This window comes from Streptomyces sp. NPDC057743 (assembly GCF_042798755.1).
GTDB lineage: Bacteria > Actinomycetota > Actinomycetes > Streptomycetales > Streptomycetaceae > Streptomyces.
Genome location: NZ_JBHVJX010000010.1, coordinates 171,055 through 187,283 on the forward strand (window position 1 = coordinate 171,055; position 16,229 = coordinate 187,283).

General features: G+C 72.2%; 13 protein-coding genes. 7 read left to right on the forward strand and 6 right to left on the reverse strand.

Translation table 11 applies throughout. The features are described 5' to 3' along the window. The first annotated feature begins 129 nt into the window (after positions 1–129). From ACFVFQ_RS14040 to ACFVFQ_RS14060, 5 genes are all read left to right on the forward strand, one after another. On the forward strand, positions 130–915 hold the full coding sequence (locus tag ACFVFQ_RS14040; RefSeq protein ID WP_383414129.1) for a (2Fe-2S)-binding protein: 786 nt from the start codon (positions 130–132) through the stop codon (positions 913–915). An 85-nt stretch (positions 916–1,000) separates the two neighbouring features. Continuing rightward, the gene (locus ACFVFQ_RS14045) at positions 1,001–1,513 is read left to right on the forward strand and encodes a DinB family protein (protein WP_383414132.1); all 513 of its coding nucleotides are present in this window, start codon (positions 1,001–1,003) and stop codon (positions 1,511–1,513) included. Between the two features lie 113 nt (positions 1,514–1,626). Further along, positions 1,627–2,556, forward strand: coding sequence for a LysR substrate-binding domain-containing protein (locus ACFVFQ_RS14050; RefSeq protein ID WP_383414135.1), 930 nt, complete (start codon positions 1,627–1,629; stop codon positions 2,554–2,556). A gap of 137 nt (positions 2,557–2,693) precedes the next feature. Then, positions 2,694–3,650: an NAD(P)H-dependent flavin oxidoreductase gene (locus tag ACFVFQ_RS14055; protein ID WP_383414143.1), complete on the forward strand. Its 957-nt coding sequence runs from the start codon at positions 2,694–2,696 to the stop codon at positions 3,648–3,650. Positions 3,651–3,771: 121 nt separating this feature from the next. Next, positions 3,772–4,713: an NAD-dependent epimerase/dehydratase family protein gene (locus tag ACFVFQ_RS14060; RefSeq protein WP_383414146.1), complete on the forward strand. Its 942-nt coding sequence runs from the start codon at positions 3,772–3,774 to the stop codon at positions 4,711–4,713. Positions 4,714–4,791: 78 nt separating this feature from the next. On the opposite strand, the gene ACFVFQ_RS14065 is transcribed toward ACFVFQ_RS14060, so the two are convergent. Beyond that, on the reverse strand, positions 4,792–5,106 hold the full coding sequence (locus tag ACFVFQ_RS14065; protein WP_383414149.1) for a nuclear transport factor 2 family protein: 315 nt from the start codon (positions 5,104–5,106) through the stop codon (positions 4,792–4,794). A 204-nt stretch (positions 5,107–5,310) separates the two neighbouring features. Between ACFVFQ_RS14065 and ACFVFQ_RS14070 the strand changes: the two genes are divergently transcribed. Beyond that, positions 5,311–5,859 (forward strand): hypothetical protein, encoded by a 549-nt coding sequence (locus ACFVFQ_RS14070; RefSeq protein WP_383414152.1) that lies wholly within the window; start codon positions 5,311–5,313, stop codon positions 5,857–5,859. A gap of 20 nt (positions 5,860–5,879) precedes the next feature. On the opposite strand, the gene ACFVFQ_RS14075 is transcribed toward ACFVFQ_RS14070, so the two are convergent. Next, positions 5,880–6,650, reverse strand: a complete 771-nt coding sequence (locus tag ACFVFQ_RS14075) for a PIG-L deacetylase family protein (protein WP_383414155.1) — start codon at positions 6,648–6,650, stop codon at positions 5,880–5,882. 490 nt (positions 6,651–7,140) lie between these two features. Between ACFVFQ_RS14075 and ACFVFQ_RS14080 the strand changes: the two genes are divergently transcribed. Then, a complete protein-coding gene (locus tag ACFVFQ_RS14080; protein WP_383414158.1) occupies positions 7,141–12,000 on the forward strand; it encodes a CHAT domain-containing protein in 4,860 nt (1,619 codons plus the stop codon). Between the two features lie 203 nt (positions 12,001–12,203). On the opposite strand, the gene ACFVFQ_RS14085 is transcribed toward ACFVFQ_RS14080, so the two are convergent. From ACFVFQ_RS14085 to ACFVFQ_RS14100, 4 genes are all read right to left on the reverse strand, one after another. Beyond that, entirely contained in the window at positions 12,204–12,881 is a 678-nt protein-coding gene (locus ACFVFQ_RS14085; protein ID WP_383414161.1) for a DUF6338 family protein, read from the reverse strand. Positions 12,882–13,191: 310 nt separating this feature from the next. Then, entirely contained in the window at positions 13,192–13,974 is a 783-nt protein-coding gene (locus tag ACFVFQ_RS14090; protein ID WP_383414164.1) for a VOC family protein, read from the reverse strand. A 303-nt stretch (positions 13,975–14,277) separates the two neighbouring features. Continuing rightward, positions 14,278–14,754, reverse strand: coding sequence for an SRPBCC family protein (locus ACFVFQ_RS14095; protein WP_383414166.1), 477 nt, complete (start codon positions 14,752–14,754; stop codon positions 14,278–14,280). Between the two features lie 201 nt (positions 14,755–14,955). Then, the gene (locus ACFVFQ_RS14100; protein WP_383414169.1) at positions 14,956–16,191 is read right to left on the reverse strand and encodes an epoxide hydrolase family protein; all 1,236 of its coding nucleotides are present in this window, start codon (positions 16,189–16,191) and stop codon (positions 14,956–14,958) included. Between the last annotated feature and the right edge of the window lie 38 nt (positions 16,192–16,229).

The window sequence follows — 16,229 nt, forward strand, 5'->3', positions numbered from 1 at the left end:
CCGCCCGGCATCGGCCAGTTGCACAGCTCTCAGGCACGATGATTCCGGCACGTGAATCGGCCCGACCGGCCCGAGCCTTCACCCTTCCGCCCGCATCCCCCAACCCCCAACCCGAACCAAGGAGCACCGATGCCGCAGGAGTCGATGACGGCGGCGCTTGGCCGCGCCGCCGCCGTGGGACCGTTCTTCGCCGTGCGGACCGACGCCGGCGCACCGCGGGACCAGGGTTTTCTCCCCCTGGCGGAGCTGTATCTCGGGGGCTCCATACCGGCGTTGCGCGACCGTGTGGCGGCGGTGGCCGCGCGGCTCGGGACGGCGGAGCGGCGGGTCGCGGCGTCCCTCGTCTACCAGGGACTCGCCGGGCGCCTGTGGTCGGTCGCGCTCGCACCGGCGGTGTTGGCGGGGCGTGTTCCCGATCTCGGCGGCGATGCCCTGTGGTGGCATCCGGAGCGCAGCACGCCGGACGAACTCTGGCTCCCCTCCCCCGCCACAATGCCGCCGGCCGCTGCGGAAGACTCGGAGGAAGGTTTGGCGGATGGCTTGGCGGAAGACTCGCACGAGGACCTGGCGGGCCGGCTGCGTGCGGCCGTTCTGCACGGCCATCTGGTTCCGCTCCAGCGGGCCGTCGTCAGCGTGTCCCCGCTCTCTTCCCGGCTGTTGTGGGGTAACGCGGCCTCGGCGTTGGTCGGCGCCCTCCAGGTGTTGGTTGGTTGGTGCCGCCAGGAGGGCCGCGGGGAGGCGGCGGAGCGGGCCGTGGCACTGACCGCATCCGTGTTGGACGACCCGTTGCTGCACGGCACGGGCACGCTGGACCCCGTCGGTCCCGGATTCTCCCGGCGCAGTTGTTGCCTGTACTACCGCGTTCCGGGCGGAGGGCTGTGCGGAGACTGTGTGTTGCGGCCGGCTCGTCGGTAGCGCGGCGACTGGGCCGAACCGGGCCGGTTGGCCCTCCGCGCCGGCCCGCCTGCCAGCGGGTTGGGCCGCCGGCGATAATTGACCAATGAGCACCATCGATCGCCCCATACCGCCGCTGAACGTCGACAAGCGCACCACGCTCGAAGGTTGGCTTGACTTCCATCGCACCACGCTCGCCATGAAGTGCGACGGTCTGGACGACGAGCAGGCCGCCGTCGCGTCCGTGCCACCGTCCGGCTTTACGCTGATGGGCCTCGTCCAGCACATGGCGGAGGTGGAGCGGAACTGGTTCCGCCGCGTGTTCGCCGGAGAAGAGGCCCCGCCCCTCTACGACCCTCAGGCCGACTTGAACGGCCCCGACGGTGGCTTCGAGTTGGCCGAGAGCGCAACCTTGCGGGACGCCCTCGCCACCTGGCGCGCGGAGATCGCCCGCGCCCGTGAGTGCTGCGCCGACCGTGCCCTGACGGACACCGGTCGCTTCATGGGGCAGGACGTCAACCTCCGCTGGATCTACGTCCACATGATCGAGGAGTACGCCCGCCACAACGGCCACGCCGACCTGCTCCGGGAACGCATCGACGGCGCCACCGGCGTATAGCGCGCCGTCGACGCCCGGCTACGCGAGGTGGTCGACTGGGCGAACGTCGCCTGCCGCGGCACTGCCGTCGGCGACGTGAGCGAGACAACCGAGTCCAGTCTGTGGAGGTCAACGTGCAACTGTCCGATCTGCGGATCTACTTGGCGGTCGCGCGCACCCGCGGCATCACCAAAGCCGCTCAGGAGCTGCACACCGTGCAGTCGAACGTCAGCGCCCGGATACACGCGCTGGAGAAGGAACTCGGTGCTCCGCTGTTCCGTCGACATGCCCGGGGCGTGGCGCTGACGAGCGTGGGCGAGCGGCTGTTGCCGTACGCGGAACGCATCGACAGGCTGGTCGACGAGGCGCGGCACGTGATCGGTGACGAGGCGGACCCGTCCGGACCGTTGCGGATCGGGTCCATGGAAACCACGGCGGGCCTGCGTCTGCCCGGTGCGCTGGCCGCCTTCATCGAGGACTGCCCGCGCGTCGACCTGTCGCTGGCCACCGGGTCGACCGAGCAACTGATACGGGAGGTGCTGGCGTACCGTCTCGACGGCGCGCTGGTCAGCGGGCCGGTGCGGCAGCCCGACCTGGTGGAGACCCCGCTGTTCGAGGAGCGCCTGGTCCTCCTCACGGCTCGCCGGGTCACCGACCTGAACGCCGTGTTGACCGATCCCAAGATCCTTGTCTTTCGGACCGGTTGCTCCTATCGACGGCGGTTGGAGAGCATCCTCCAGGCGCGGGGCGCGGTGGGTGTGCGCTGTATGGAGTTGGGGACGCTGGACGGCATCCTCGGCGGTGTCGGGGCGGGGATGGGAATCAGTCTGCTGCCGGCTTCCGTGGTCGAGCGGCACGCCGCCCGCGAACAGGTCCGGGTGCACGAGTTGCCGCAGGAGGAGGCGGGCGCGCAGACCGTCTTCGTCCGGCGTGCGGACGCACCGCCGCTGCCCGCGCTGACGCGGTTCCTCACGCATGTGCAGGCGGTGGATGCGGGACCGCCCGTCCTGCGCATGGTCAACAGTCCGCAGCCGCGGGCCGCACACCGGTCCAACACCCTTTGACCAAACCAGAGTTCGCATCTGGCGATGGCTCCCATCACCAGCAATCGTTGGATCTGAAGTCTCGGCGAACCTACTGTCCCTCCTGACGCCGCACCGTTGCGCGGCCAATGGGCCGCCTGAACAGAGGGGACTTCGCCTTGCTGACGACGCGCTTCACCGACACCCTCGGAATCGAGCACCCGGTGGTGCTCGCCCCCATGGACTTCGTCGCCGGGGCCCGGCTCGCCGTGGCGGTGTCCGCCGCGGGCGGGCTCGGCCTGATCGGGGGCGGGTACGGCGACGAGCAGTGGCTGCAGGACCAGTTCGCCGCCGCGGCCGGCACCCGCGTGGGGTGCGGCTTCATCACCTGGAGCCTGGCCCGCCGTCCCGCACTCCTCGACATCGCGCTGGCACACCAACCCGCCGCCATGATGCTGTCGTTCGGCGACCCGACGCCGTTCGCCAACCAGGTCCGCGCCGCCGGCGTACCGCTGATCTGCCAGGTCCACACGCTCGACCAGGCACGGCAGGCCCTCGACGCCGGCGCGGACGTCGTCGTCGCGCAGGGCGGCGAGGCCGGCGGGCACGGCGTCGGCACCCGGTCGACGTTCACCCTGGTACCCGACGTCGCGAACCTGATCGCCGACCGCTCCCCCGGCACGCTGCTGTTGGGCGCCGGTGGCGTGGTGGACGGTCGCGGGCTGGCCGCCGCGCTGGTCCTCGGCGCGGACGGTGTCCTGGTCGGAACCCGGTTCTGGGCGACGGAGGAGGCGGTGGTCTCCGGTGGCGCGCACGCCCGCGCGATGGCGGCCGGCGGCGACGACACGGTGCGCACCAGGGTCTACGACATCGTGCGGCAGTACGACTGGCCGGCCGAGTACGACGGGCGCCTGTTGCGCAACCGGTTCATCGACCGGTGGCACGGCCGGGAGTCCGCGCTCGACGCGCAACTCCCCGAGGCCGCCGCGGAGTTCAGGGCCGGCGCCTCGGAGGAGGACTACGACGTCGCGGGGGTGATCGTCGGCGAGGGCGTGGGCCGGATCGGGGAAATCCCGCCCGCGGGAGAGGTGGTGCGCCGGATGGTGCAGGACGCCGCCGCCCGTTTGGGTCGGTAGGTCCCGCAGGCTGCGCGGTCACCCCCACCGGGCCGGATGCCTGCGGACACGAACGCAGCTGTCGGAGTGCCTGGCGCAGCTCACGACAACGGGCACCCCGGAGCCGCGCTAGTGTGCCCGGGTGAGTCATTACGTCGTCATAGGATTCGGGCCCGCGGGGGCGGCCACGGCACGGCTGCTGGCCGAACGGGGCCACTCGGTACGGGTCATCACCGCGTCCGGCCGGGCCGCCGAGCCAGGCATCGAGCACCTCGCGCTGGACGCGTCGGACCCCGAGCGCCTGACCGAGGCCGTGCAGGGCGCCGCCGCGCTCTTCAGCTGTGCCGCGCCTCCCCTGCCGCGCTGGGCGAGTGACTGGCCGCCGCTGGCCTCGGCGCTCTGCGCGGCCGCCGAGGCGACCGGGGCCGTCCTGGTCATGTTGGGCAACCTCTACGGCTACGGCCCGGTGGACCGGCCCCTGACCGAGGAGTTGCCGCTGGCGGCGACCGGCCCCAAGGGGCGGGTGCGCGCGGCCGTTTGGGAACAGGCCCGGGCACGGCACGAGCAGGGCCGGATCAAGGCGGTCGAGGTGCGGGCCTCGGACTTCTTCGGGCCCGGCGTGACCGACGGCGGGCATCTGGCCGCGCGGGTCATGCCGCGGCTGCTGCGCGGCAAGCCGGTCTCCACGTTGGGAGATCCGAACGCCCCGCACAGCTGGACCTATCTCCCCGACGTGGCCCGGGCATTGGTCGAGATCGCGGGCGAGGAACGGGCGTGGGGGCGTGCCTGGCACGTCCCCACGGCGCCCGCGCGGTCCGTCCGGGAGATGGTCGACCGCCTCGCCGACGGCGCGGATGCGGGCCCGGTCGCGGTGCGCCCGCTGCCTCCGGTCGTACTGGGCCTGGCGGGCCTGTTCTCCCCGCTGATCCGCGAACTCAAGGAAACCCGCTACCAGTTCGTCAGCCCGTTCGTGGTGGACGCCAGCGCCTACGAGGCGGAGTTCACGGTCCGCGCCACTCCCCTCGACGAGCAGATCCAGGCAACGGTGGACTGGTGGCGCGCACGCCTGGCGGCCGCCAACTGACGCCCCAGGCACCGGCCCAGGCGGTCAGCACCGCCTGGGCCTGCGCGCCGCCCTCCCCCGTCCGATCGTTGGGCCCGCTCAGGCTTGCCCGGTCTCGAAGCGGGAGATCTTGTCGCCGGAGACCGTGAAGCGCCATGCGGTGCGCATGGCGCCCCAGCGGTCGTTGGTGTAGTTGGCCACCAACGCGGTCCCGCCGTCCGCCACCGATTCGACGTCCATCCGGCCGTTGCTGCCGAATGCCTCGCTCTGGAGCCAGTTGCGAAGATCGCGGTCGGTGCCGTCGTCGCTCATGGTCGCGTCCGGCGTGAGCAGGTCGAAGAGGCCGGTGCTGTCACCGGTGTTGAGTGCGTCGACGAACTTTGCGACGACCGGGTCCAAATCGTTGAGGGACATGGTGCCTTGCTCCAAGGGTGCGGAAAATGACCCTCCGCCTAACGAACGTCTGACCGCAAGGTCACCCGGCGTCGCCCCATTCGATGGCGTCGCGGCAGGGCGGTTCCCTGGTCTGAAAAGTGATAAGCCGCCGACCCTCACTCCCTCCGCCGACTACTGTACGGATACGCCCTGCTGCCCAGCGCAGTCATCGAGGAGGAATCCGTGTCATCGCTCTACGACCCTCAGCACGCTCCCGTCGGCGATGTGGGCGCGGCGCTCATGATGATCGACTCCCGGCTCAAGAGCATTCACGACGGCAAGACCGGGACCGATCCCGAACAACAGGAGCTGATCGACCAGTTCACCGCGTCACTGGGCCCCAAGGGAGCCCATGACGTACTGGACGGCGCGTGCACGCTCATCTACGTCTTCATGACGTGGCTGCGGAAGGCGCACGAGGAGCACGACAAGGACGTCATCGAGTACGTGGTGCCAAACCTCGTGGCCACGATGCGCATGATGCCCAAGAGCGTTCGCCCGGAGGCCATCCCCACCATGGCCGGGCTGGTCATCGCCGCGGGCACCGGCCTGAGCCCCAACCTGTGGCGCAATCAGTACGGTTACTGGACCGAGGCGGAGATGACTCCCCTGGAAGTGACCGCCTTCCTGCTCGCGGAGCACATCAACCGCATCACCGACGACCCCGACTTCGCCACCCGGATGGTCACCGAGGCGTTGTCCAGCGCGGACGCGGACGAGGACGAGGACTGACGCAGAGGACTGACGCAGGGTCAGGTGGTCAGCTCCGTCTGATCCGGAGGCGTCGCCTCCGTGGGGACCGGGGTGTGGCGGATGTACCACTCGGTGGCCAGCAGTTGTTCCCGGTCGGACGGTGGCAGGGCGGCGAGCCGGCCCGGCAGGGCGCCGCGCGCCACCTCGGAACGGTGGGCCAGGATCGCACCGATCTTCTGCGCCAGCCACGGGCGCACATCGACGGTTGCACTGATCCACTCGTCGGGCACGCTGAGCATCGGCCGGCCCTCCCGGACCAGGCAGCGGCCCAACTCCCGTGCGGCGGAGTGCGGATGGGTGGCCAGGTACAGGGCGCTCGGTCGCCAGGGGGCGCCGGATTCCGGGTAGCACCGCTCCAACCCGGCGGCGTGGACGGCCAGTACGGTCACCCGGTGGGTGTGGGCGTGGTCCGGGTGGCCGGTCATTCCCCCGTAGGCGTCGTGGGTGACGACGATTTCCGGGCGGAACTCCCGGATGTGCCCGACCAGTCGGCGCACCGCCTCGTCGAGTGAGGCGTCGCGGAGTCGGGGGCTGTTCGGGGCGGATTCGGGCACCTTCGCGTCGGCGTAGCCGAGCAGTCGGGGTGCGCCGGCGCCCAGGATGCGCAGCGCGTCGGCCAGTTCCGCGGCGCGCCGGCCGCCTTCCGTCCAGGTCGCGGTGACGACCGCGGTGCGGGCTCCGCCGGCCGCGTGGCGGGCCAGCACGCCGCCCGCCGACAGTGACTCGTCGTCCGGGTGCGCGAAGACCGCCAGGAGGCTGGGAGGGCGCATGGCCGGGTCATCTCCCTCTCTGCTGCTTGACCGACGGATCAGGCCGGGCTGTGGGCCTGTTCAGGCTACTTCCCGCCGCTGCGCGGGCGATCGTTGTTAGGGCCTGTCCGATGGGTCAGGGTCGGGTAGGCCGGGGCGTCTGGTGCAGGGGGCACCTCCCAGCGGTAGCTGGGGGCGCATCGCAAGGCGCCAAAGCGGCCTGATAGCGGAGCTATCGGGACGTTTCGGCAACGCCGCGAGGTGCCGTGCCAGGCGCCCCGGCCCCGGCCATGACCCATCGGACAGGCCCTAACGCTGTCTATGCCCGATGCGCATGGTGGTTCCCGGGCGGCGGACCCACAATGGGGGAAGACGGGATCGCTGGCCATGGGTGGATCAGGGACGGTACCGGCGGGGGTGTGCGGATGGCGCGGACGGCCGTTGCCACGGCGGTGAGTGGAGTGGGGCGTTCCCGATCCCTCCCCCGTCTTCCCGGGGGAGGGACAACCACATGACCGCCGAAGCAGCCCAGCGCATTCTGGCGCAGGTGCAACAGGTCGAGACCAACACCGAAGCCCTGCGCTGGTTCCTCGGCCCGGAGGCGGCCGCGGCCGCCGAAGCCGTGCGGGCCGATGCGGTGTTACCCGACGGCTCGGTCCGGACGTTGGCGGTCTTCGCGCTGGCCTACGCCGACTGGTGTCGCTTTCTCGCGGGTGACGGACAGGATCGGGCGGCGCTCGGCTCGTCCGTGTTGTCCTTCGCGGGCCTGGGCGAGCCCGAACACGCTCCCCCGGCGCTGCGTCCGGTCCTGGACGCGCTCGCCGGTCGGTCCGCCGCCACCGACATCGATCCGCTCCTGGCGTACGAGGCCGGTGTCGGGGCCTTGATGGTGCATCAACAGGGGCGGCACCCCATGGCGTTGCAGGCGGCGGAGAGCCTGTTGCGGCAGGCCGTGGCGGGTTTTCCGGACGGAAGCGCCGAGCAGGGCACCTGTCTGTCGGACCTCGGGCTGGCGCTCGTGCACGCCTTCCGGGAGGGTGCCGGGCGGGAGGTGCTGGCCGAGGGCATCGAGCGGAGCCGTGCGGCGGTCGCGGCCGCTCCCGGCGAAGCGGCCGAACAGGCCCGTAGGCACGGCAACTTGGGGTTCGGGCTCCGGCTCCTGGCGACTGCCACCCATGATCGGGACGCGGCACGGGAGAGCGTGGCGGAGTCGCGGACGGCCGTGCGGCTGAGCACTCCGGAGGACCCGCACGGCCTGTTGCACCGCGCCGCGCTGGGTTCGACGCTGTCCACCACCGCGCCGGTCCTCGACGATCCGTCCGTGCTGCCGGAGGCGGTAGCGCTGCTGCGCGAGGCGGTCGCCACGGCGGAGCCGCACCCTTCCGCCGCCGTCCTGGCCGATCTCGGCATGGCGTTGATCATGCACGCCATGAAAGGCGGCGACGACGCGGCCCGGTACGACGAGGGCATCAACGCCTGCCGCCGGGCCGCTGATGCGGCGCCGAACCAGGTCGAGCGCGCCGCATACCTCACCAATCTCGGCCTCGCCCTCAAGGGGCGGGCCGTGCGCACCGACGGCACCGACGTCCTGGCCGATGCGCACGCGGCGGCCCGCGATGCCGTCGAGGCCGCGCCACCGGGCCATCCGGTCTACGCCCAGGCGTGTTTCGTGCTCTCCGGTGTGCTGCGTTCCCGCAATGTCACCAGTGGTCGGCTCGCCGAGCTGGACGAGGCGGCGGAGCTGGCCCGGCGGGCGTTCGAGGCCACAGCGGAGCAGGACGTGCGCCAACGGGCCTTACGTGGCGCGGAGTTGGCGGACCTGATGCGGTTGCGGGCGCTCGCGGACGGTGCGCCCGGCGGGACCACCGACCTCACCGGGCCGATCGCGCTGCTGCGCGGCCTCGCCAGGGAGGTCCCGGAGCGTTCGGAGGAACGGGCCGAGGTCCTGCTCCAGCTCGCCCGCTGTCTGACGGCCAACGGCCGCAACGGCGGCGCGGTGTCGGACGGTTGGTCCACGGTCACCGCGGGCTCCGGCTCCGGCACCGGCTCCGACCTGGCCGAGGCGATCGACTGCTTCCGCACCTGTCTGACCCTGCCGGCCCCGAGCAGCGACTTCGAGGCCACGGTGCGCTTCGCTCTGGGGGCGGCGCTCGCCGGCCGCGCGGCCCTTGACGACGCGGCCGCCTGGCGGGAGGGCGCCGACGAGATGCACCGGGGCATCGCCCTGCTCCCGGAGGGCGATCTGCGCCGCTCGGAGTTCCTCTCCGACCTCGGCGGCACCCACCTCGGGCGCGCCGTCGCCACCGGCACCCCAGAGCTCTACGAGGAGGGGGTGCGTCTGCTGCGCGAGGCGCTGGCCTGCGCGCCCCGTACCAGCCCGTCCGAACGGGCCGTGCGGCACTCGAACCTCGGCGCCGCCCTGGCCACGCTCGGCCGGCGCAACGGGGACGTGGAGCTGCTGGCCGAGGCGGTGCGGGCGCATCGTGCGGCCGTCGAACTCACGCCGCCGGACGACCACTTCCGGGTGCACCGCATGGGCAACCTCGGCGATGCGCTGCAACACGTGGCGGAGGTCCGCTCGGACCGTTCCCTGTTGGTGGAGGCCGTCGCCGTGCTGCGCGATGCCCTGGCGGCAGCCGGCCCGGGCACGCCCAGCGGGGCCGACACCCTCACCCGCCTCGGGCACGCCCTGCGTTCCCTGGCCCGCTTCACCGGCGAGGCCGGTCCGCTGCGGGAGGCCGTCGAGCGGCACCGGGAGGCGTGCGCGGTGCCGCCCGGGCCGCCGGCGCCCAGGGCGTTGACGGGCCTCGCCAACGGGTTGGTGGAGCTGTATCAGCACACCCGCGACGAGCGGGACCGCGAGGAGGCGTTGGAGCACTATGCCGCCGCCCTCGCCGCCACCCCCGAGGCGTCCGACGAGCGCTGCCTCGTCCTCACCAGTTTCGGGCACGCCACGTGGGGCCGTGCGGCCGCCACCGGCGACGAGGCGCTGATGGACGCGGCCGTCGACCGGCTCCGCGAGGCGGCCGCCACGGTGCCCGCGGGCCATGCGACACACGGCAATGTGCTGACCAATCTGGGCGCCGTGCTGGCCCAGCGCGCCCAGCTCACCGGTGACCGCACCTGGCAGGCGGAGGCCGTGGCGGTGCTGCGGCGGGCCGTGGACGAGGGCCCGCCGGACGCCTTCGACCGGGCGGGGCTGCTGAACAACCTCGCCGAGGCGCTGCGCGGTTGGTACGAGATCACCGGTGACACGGCCGCCGCCGAGGAGGCGGCCGCGCTGCTGCGCCGGGCGCGGGAGCGGGAGCACGGCGAGCGGTCCGGCCCGCAGTTCGCCGCGCTCAACCTGGGCCTGCTGCTCCAGAGTCGGGCCCTCGCCGGAGAGGGCCCCGGTGCCCCGACGATCGTCGAGGCCCAACGCGCCCTCGACGAGGCGGTGTCCGGGTTCGGTGCGGACCATCCCTGGCGCGCCTTCGCGCTGGTCAATCTGGCCGCGACCCATCTGATCGGCGCCCAGGTCGCCGAGGACGGTGCCGATCCCGCGGCGGTGCGCATGCTGCACCGGGCGGTCACCGCGGCCCGGGAGGCCCTCGCCGGACTCTCCGAGGGCCATCCCGACCAGGCCCGCGCCCAGTGGATCCTGGCGGCCGCGCAGGAGCGGCTGGCCTTCCTCGGCGCGGACGTCGATCTGACGGAGGCGGTCCACCTCGCCCGGGAGTCCGCGCGGAATCCGGCCTCCCCGCTCACCGTCCGGCTGTTGGCGTCCCGTACCTGGGGCCAGGCTGCCGCGCACGCGGGCGCGGACGCCGAGGCGCTCGACGGCCATGCGTACGCCGTGGAGTTGCTGCCGCGCCTGGCGCCGCGCAGCCTCGCCCGCGCCGACCAGGAGGACCGGCTGCGTGCCAGTGCCGGCCTGGCCGGCGATGCCGCGGCGCTCGCCCTGCGCGCCGGCGACCCCGGCCGGGCCCTTTCCCTGCTGGAGCAGGGGCGGGGTGTACTGCTCGCCCAGGGGGTGGAGGACCGCGCGGACGCCTCGCGGTTGCGGGCCGTCGTACCCGCGCTCGCGGCGGAGTTCGAGGAGCTCCGCGAGCGGCTCAGCGCGCCCGCCCCGCGCCCGCCGGCGCTGCTCGGTCCCTCCGGGCCGACCGCCGTCCCGTCTGCTGCGCCGTCGGTTGAGGGCGCGGCCGAGGCCCGGCACGCCCTGGCCCGCCGCTGGGACGAACTGCTCGCGGAGATCCGGGCGTTGCCCGACTTCGCCGACTTCCTCCGCCCGCCCGCGCTGCCGGAGCTGCTCACCGCGGCCGCCGACGGCCCGGTGGTGATCCTCAACGTCAGTACCTACCGCTCCGACGCCCTCCTCCTGACCCCCGACGCCGACATCGAGGTGCTGCCCCTGCCCGGCCTCACGCCGGACGCGGTGATGACCCGGGCCGTGGACTTCATCCAGGGCGTCGACGCGGCGTACGGGGAGCACGGGGTGCAGCAGGCGGTGGCCGCGATGCGCACCCTCACCGAGGTCCTGGAATGGCTGTGGGACACCGTCGCCGCTCCCGTGCTCGACCGGCTCGGCCTGCGGGCCGTACCTGGCGACGGCGAGCCGTGGCCTCGGGTGTGGTGGTGCCCCACGGGCTGGTTGTCCTTCCTGCCGCTGCACGCCGCCGGGCGCGGCACGCCGGACTCCGGCACCTGGGTCGTGGACCGCGCCGTCTCCTCGTACACGCCCACGGTGCGCGCCCTGCTCCGGGCGCGCGGGCGTCTGGACGGCGACGCTCGACAGCGCCCGGCACCGCTGGTCGTCGCCCTCCCTGAGACGCCCGACGGCCCGCCGCTGCCCGGCGCCTCGGACGAGGCCACCCTGCTGGCCGAACTGTTCCCCGATGGCCGGCTGTTGGCGGGCGGCGCCGCCACCGTCTCGGCCGTTGCCGAGGCGCTGCCCGCGCACCCCTGGGTGCACTTCAGCTGCCACGGCGTCAGCGACCTGCTCAACCCCTCGGAAAGCGGACTGGTCCTGTACGACGGCAGGTTGACCGCGCAGCAGGTCGCAGCCCAGCGCCCGGGCAGCCCGGAGCTGGCCGTGCTCTCCGCCTGCTCCACCTCCCAGGGCGGCATCATGCTGCCCGACGAGGCGGTGCAGTTGGCGTCGTCCTTCCAACTGGCCGGCTATCCACATGTGATCGGCACCCTGTGGACCGTCTCCGACACCCTGGCGACCGGCCTCACCCAGGAGTTCTACGCGGCGCTGGCCGAGGACGTGGCCCGCCATCGCCCGTTGGACCCGGCGCTGGCCCTACACCACCCGATGCGATCGCTGCGCAACCACTTCGCGCAGGCACCGCACCTCTGGGCCGCACACATCCACACCGGGGCCTGACGCGCCACGCACCCCACACTCAGGACGCGTCCGCTTCCCCGCTTCCCGACCCGGTCGCCGAGGTGTCCCCCATGGTCGTCCCCGAGGACCCCTGCGGCGGCTCCTCGGGCTCGCTCACGCCGTCCGTGGGCCGATAGGTCCGGCGGGACGAGTACCGTCTGACCAGGTCCTCCAACGCCGCATCATCACTCCCGCTGCTCCCGTTACCCCCGTTGCTCCCCTTGCTCCCGTTCTCCTGACGCTCCGCCATCACCGTCTCCCTCCCTCTCCCCTGCCGCCGGCGGCAGCAGGACTTCCAGCACTTCCACGTCGGCGGCGCGAACGTAGACCCCGCCCGTGCCGGGCACCCGTCCGAGGAACGTTCCGTCGACCCCCATCCGGTACTGCGCCTCCAAGTAGAGGTCGCCCTGCTGGGGATAGGCCGACACCGCCGACCGCGAACCCAACCAACCCCCCACCCACAGCCCGCTCTTGAGCCGCACCCGTACGAAGCAGGACCCGCGCTCGTGGAACAGCGCGTCCCAGGCGGTCGGCGTGGGGTCGTACGTGGCGACCGCGCGCCGACTCCGCCAGGCGCTCTCCGCCCAGGCCGCGGCGGACGGCACGGCGACGATCAACACCAGCGCGGCTATCCCCGCCCGCCGCGGATGCGCCAACACCCCGGCCAGCGGCCCGTGTCCGCCCCCGGCCAACAAGCCGACCAGCCACGGGCCGACCGTCAGGGCGTACAGGGCATCGAGCAACGCGCCCACGGCGATGGCACGCACCAACCGGTTCTGCGGCTCCTGTTCGGCGGCCAGACTGCCCAACAGCCGCTCCCGCACGGCCTGGTAGAAGACCCCCGGCAACACCAGCACCAACAGGATCGTCAGCTGTGCCACCGTCCCCGGAACCATCGAACCCCCCGCCCTGGCGCCATCCGCCCCACTGCGCACGCCTATTGATCCCCAGCATGACGCACACCACTGACACCCGTCATGACGGACGGGTGAACTGCCCCGACTCGTTGACGATTTCCGTGCACCCGGCCTCCGTGAGGGCGCTGGTCGGCCACGGGACGGCGGCGGCACCGATGCTGTTGCTGGTGGAGGGCGGGGCCCTCGACCGCCTGCCTGCAGCAGTTGACGCGGGAGGGGAGCGGGAGGGGAGCAGGAGGGGAAGTTAGAGCTGCCCGCCCCGGGTGTCAGACGACTACTGCTGCGACGGCTCCGGCCTGATGAGGGCGAACGGCGCCCCGAACGGATCCGACAGCCAGCACACCCGCCCGACGTCCGGGATGTCGGAGGCCGGCATCAGGACCGAACCCCCGGTCCCCTGCGCCCTGGTGACGGTCTCGTCCACGTCGTCCACCGCGAAGTACGGGATCCAGCGCGTCTCCTCCACATCGCCCTGTGGCCCGGCGACGCCGCCGAAGGTCGCGTCCTGCTGGTCCCCCTCTCCTGTGGAGAGCACCGTGTACGTCATGCCCGGCACGTCCATCGCCTGCGAGCGCCAGCCGAACACCGCCTTGTAGAAGCCCAACGCGCCCGCCGGGTCCCCGGTGTGGAGTTCCGCCCAGCACAGGGCGTCGGCCTCGGACGCCTTCTCCAGGCCCTTGACCGCGGCCGGCTGCCAGACGGCGAAGTCCGCGCCACCGGGGTCGGTGAGCTGAGCCATCCGCCCGGCCTCGAAGACGTCGAACGGCGCGCTGCGCACCCGCCCGCCGTGCTGCTCAACGGCCTTGGCCGTGGCTTCCGCGTCCGGCGTCTGGAAGTACAGCGTCCAGGCCGAACTCGCCCCCTCCTCCGTGAGGGGGCCGAGCGCCGCGACGGTCTTGCCGTCCTTCTGGAAGAAGCCATAGCCCCCGGAGTCCGGCCCCGCGGACCGGAACTCCCAGCCGAAGACCGCGGTGTAGAAGGCGGCGGCCGCATCGGTGTCGGGGCTGCCCAGGTCGAGCCAGTTCGGCGAGCCGGTGACAAAGTCTGTGGTGAGCATGGTGGGGTGCTCCTTCGACGGATCCGCGCCGGTTCCCCCGGCGCTGCATCAGTCTGGCCATCGGCCAACTGACGCCCGCGCGGCGCGCACGAGCCAGGCAGCGGACGGCCAGGGGGTTCATCCGAACAGGCCAGGGACTGCGCCCGCCCGCCGGACACCCCTGATGAAGGAGATGATCCCGGCGCAGCAGGGCGGCCCACAGGGCAGCCGGAGCAACGGGAGCGGACGCACCTCCTCCTCTCTCCCCGCTACTGGCGCTGATCTCCCCGCTACTGGCGCTGACGGTCGCCTTGGCCGATGACTTCATCTACCGGAGACGAGATCGGCCAGGTGGTGCAGCGAGTTGGTGAGGTGCTCGGGGTCGAACGGCGGGAACTGGATGCGCTCCCGGACGGGCGGCGGCACCGCCGACCAGTCGTAGGTGAGGGTGACCTCGGTCTCGGACGGCCCGAGCGGCGCGAGGTCGTAACGCCAGAACCAGCCGCCGAACTCCAACTGACCGTCCTCCTTCTCCTGACCCGTCAGCCAGCTAATGGCACGCGGCGGGTCGAACACCTGGACCTTGTTGGCCACTTGGTAGTCCCCCTCGGGGTGCCTGGCGTGGTACATGTCCATCCGGAAGACCTGCCCCGCTTCGGTCAACGGCGCCCGGTCGGCAGGTTCCTGAACCCAGCCTGTGCCATCGATCGCGGCATGGCTCGTCGGGTCCGCCAACACCGCGAACACCTTCTCGGCGGGTGCGGCGACAATCAGGGTGGCGGTTACGTTCTCCTGGTCCATGGTGTGCACGCTCCTTCTCGTCTCGTCTCATCTCGGTAGTCCCGCGGGCGCGGGACCAGCGAATCCCCCGCTCCGGCGTCATCCGCCCCACTGCGCCCGCCTGTTGATCCCCAGCATGACGCACACCACTGACAGCCGGCAGGACGGACCGGCGAACCGCCCCGACCTCCCGCCGGGCGCCGGACGAGCTCGCGGGGTCGCTCAGGGCCTGCGGCCGCGGAAGGTGCGGCGTAGGTCGTTCACCCAGGCGTCGGGGTTCTCCCAGGGGATGAAGTGGCCGCCGTGATCATGGGCGTTGACGTTGACGTGGTTGAACCAGTCCGCCTGCGGGCCGTTCTTGAACGCCTGGACGCGGTCGTTGGCGGTGTGGATGCCAGGCGGGTTCTCGTGCGTGACGAAGGTGAGGCCGACCGGGGCCTGCACGACCGGGGTGCGGTCGTGGGCGGGGGCCCAGGGGTAGCGGTTGGCGTTGGCGTAGTAACGCATCGACGTGGCGATGGAGTTGTTCACCCAGTAGATCGTGGCGTGGGTGAGCAGGTCGTCCTTGCTGAAGACGGACTCGATGTCGCCGCCGTTGTCGCTCCAGGCGTTCCAACGCTCCAGCAGCCAGGCGAGCAGTCCGGCGGGTGAGTCGCTCAGCCCGTGGGCCAGGGTGGCGCCGTCGAGCATGTGCACGGCGAGGTGGGACGCCGAGCGGTGGTCCATCTCGATGATGCGGGCGCGGACGTCGGCGGGCTGGTCGTCCGTGAGGGGCCGTTTCTGGGCGAAGTCCCAGGCGCGGGGGCCGGTGAAGAAGTCGAGCGGCAGCCCGGAGCCGATGTGGATGCCGTACAGCTCGTCGGCGTACTTGTGGCCGAGCTGGCTGGAGACGATCCCGCCGATGTCGCAGCCCCCGGCGGCGTACTTCCGGTATCCCAGGGTCTCGGTCATCAGGGTGTGCCAAAGGTCGGAGACCTTCCAGAAGTTGACGTCCGGAAAGCCGGTGAGCGGGCCGGGGAAGCCGAAGCCGGGCAGGGACGGCACGATGACGTCGAACGCGTCGGCGGGGTCACCGCCGAACGCGGCCGGGTCCGCGAGTTTGTCGATCACCTTCGACCAGTGCCAGAACGTCCAGGGCCAGCCGTGGGTGAGGATCAACGGGATCGGGCGGGGGCCGTGGCCGGGCTTGCGCAGGAAGTGCACCGGGACACCGGCAACGGTCACCTGGTAGTGCTCGTAGGCGTTGATGGCGGCCTCGGACGCGCGCCAGTCGTGGCCGTCCCGCCAGTAGGCGACCAGCTCGCGGAGATAGCTGTTCGGGACGCCGTAGGACCAGTCCTCGTTCCCCTCGTCCAACGGCGGACGGGTCAGCGTGAGGCGGGCGCGCAGGTCGTCGAGGACCTCGTCGGCCACATGGAGGGGCGTGGGCTCCAAGGGGAAGGCGTGCGGGGTGGTCATGGCGTGGTTCCTTACTGGGCAGGGGGAGACGGTGCCGT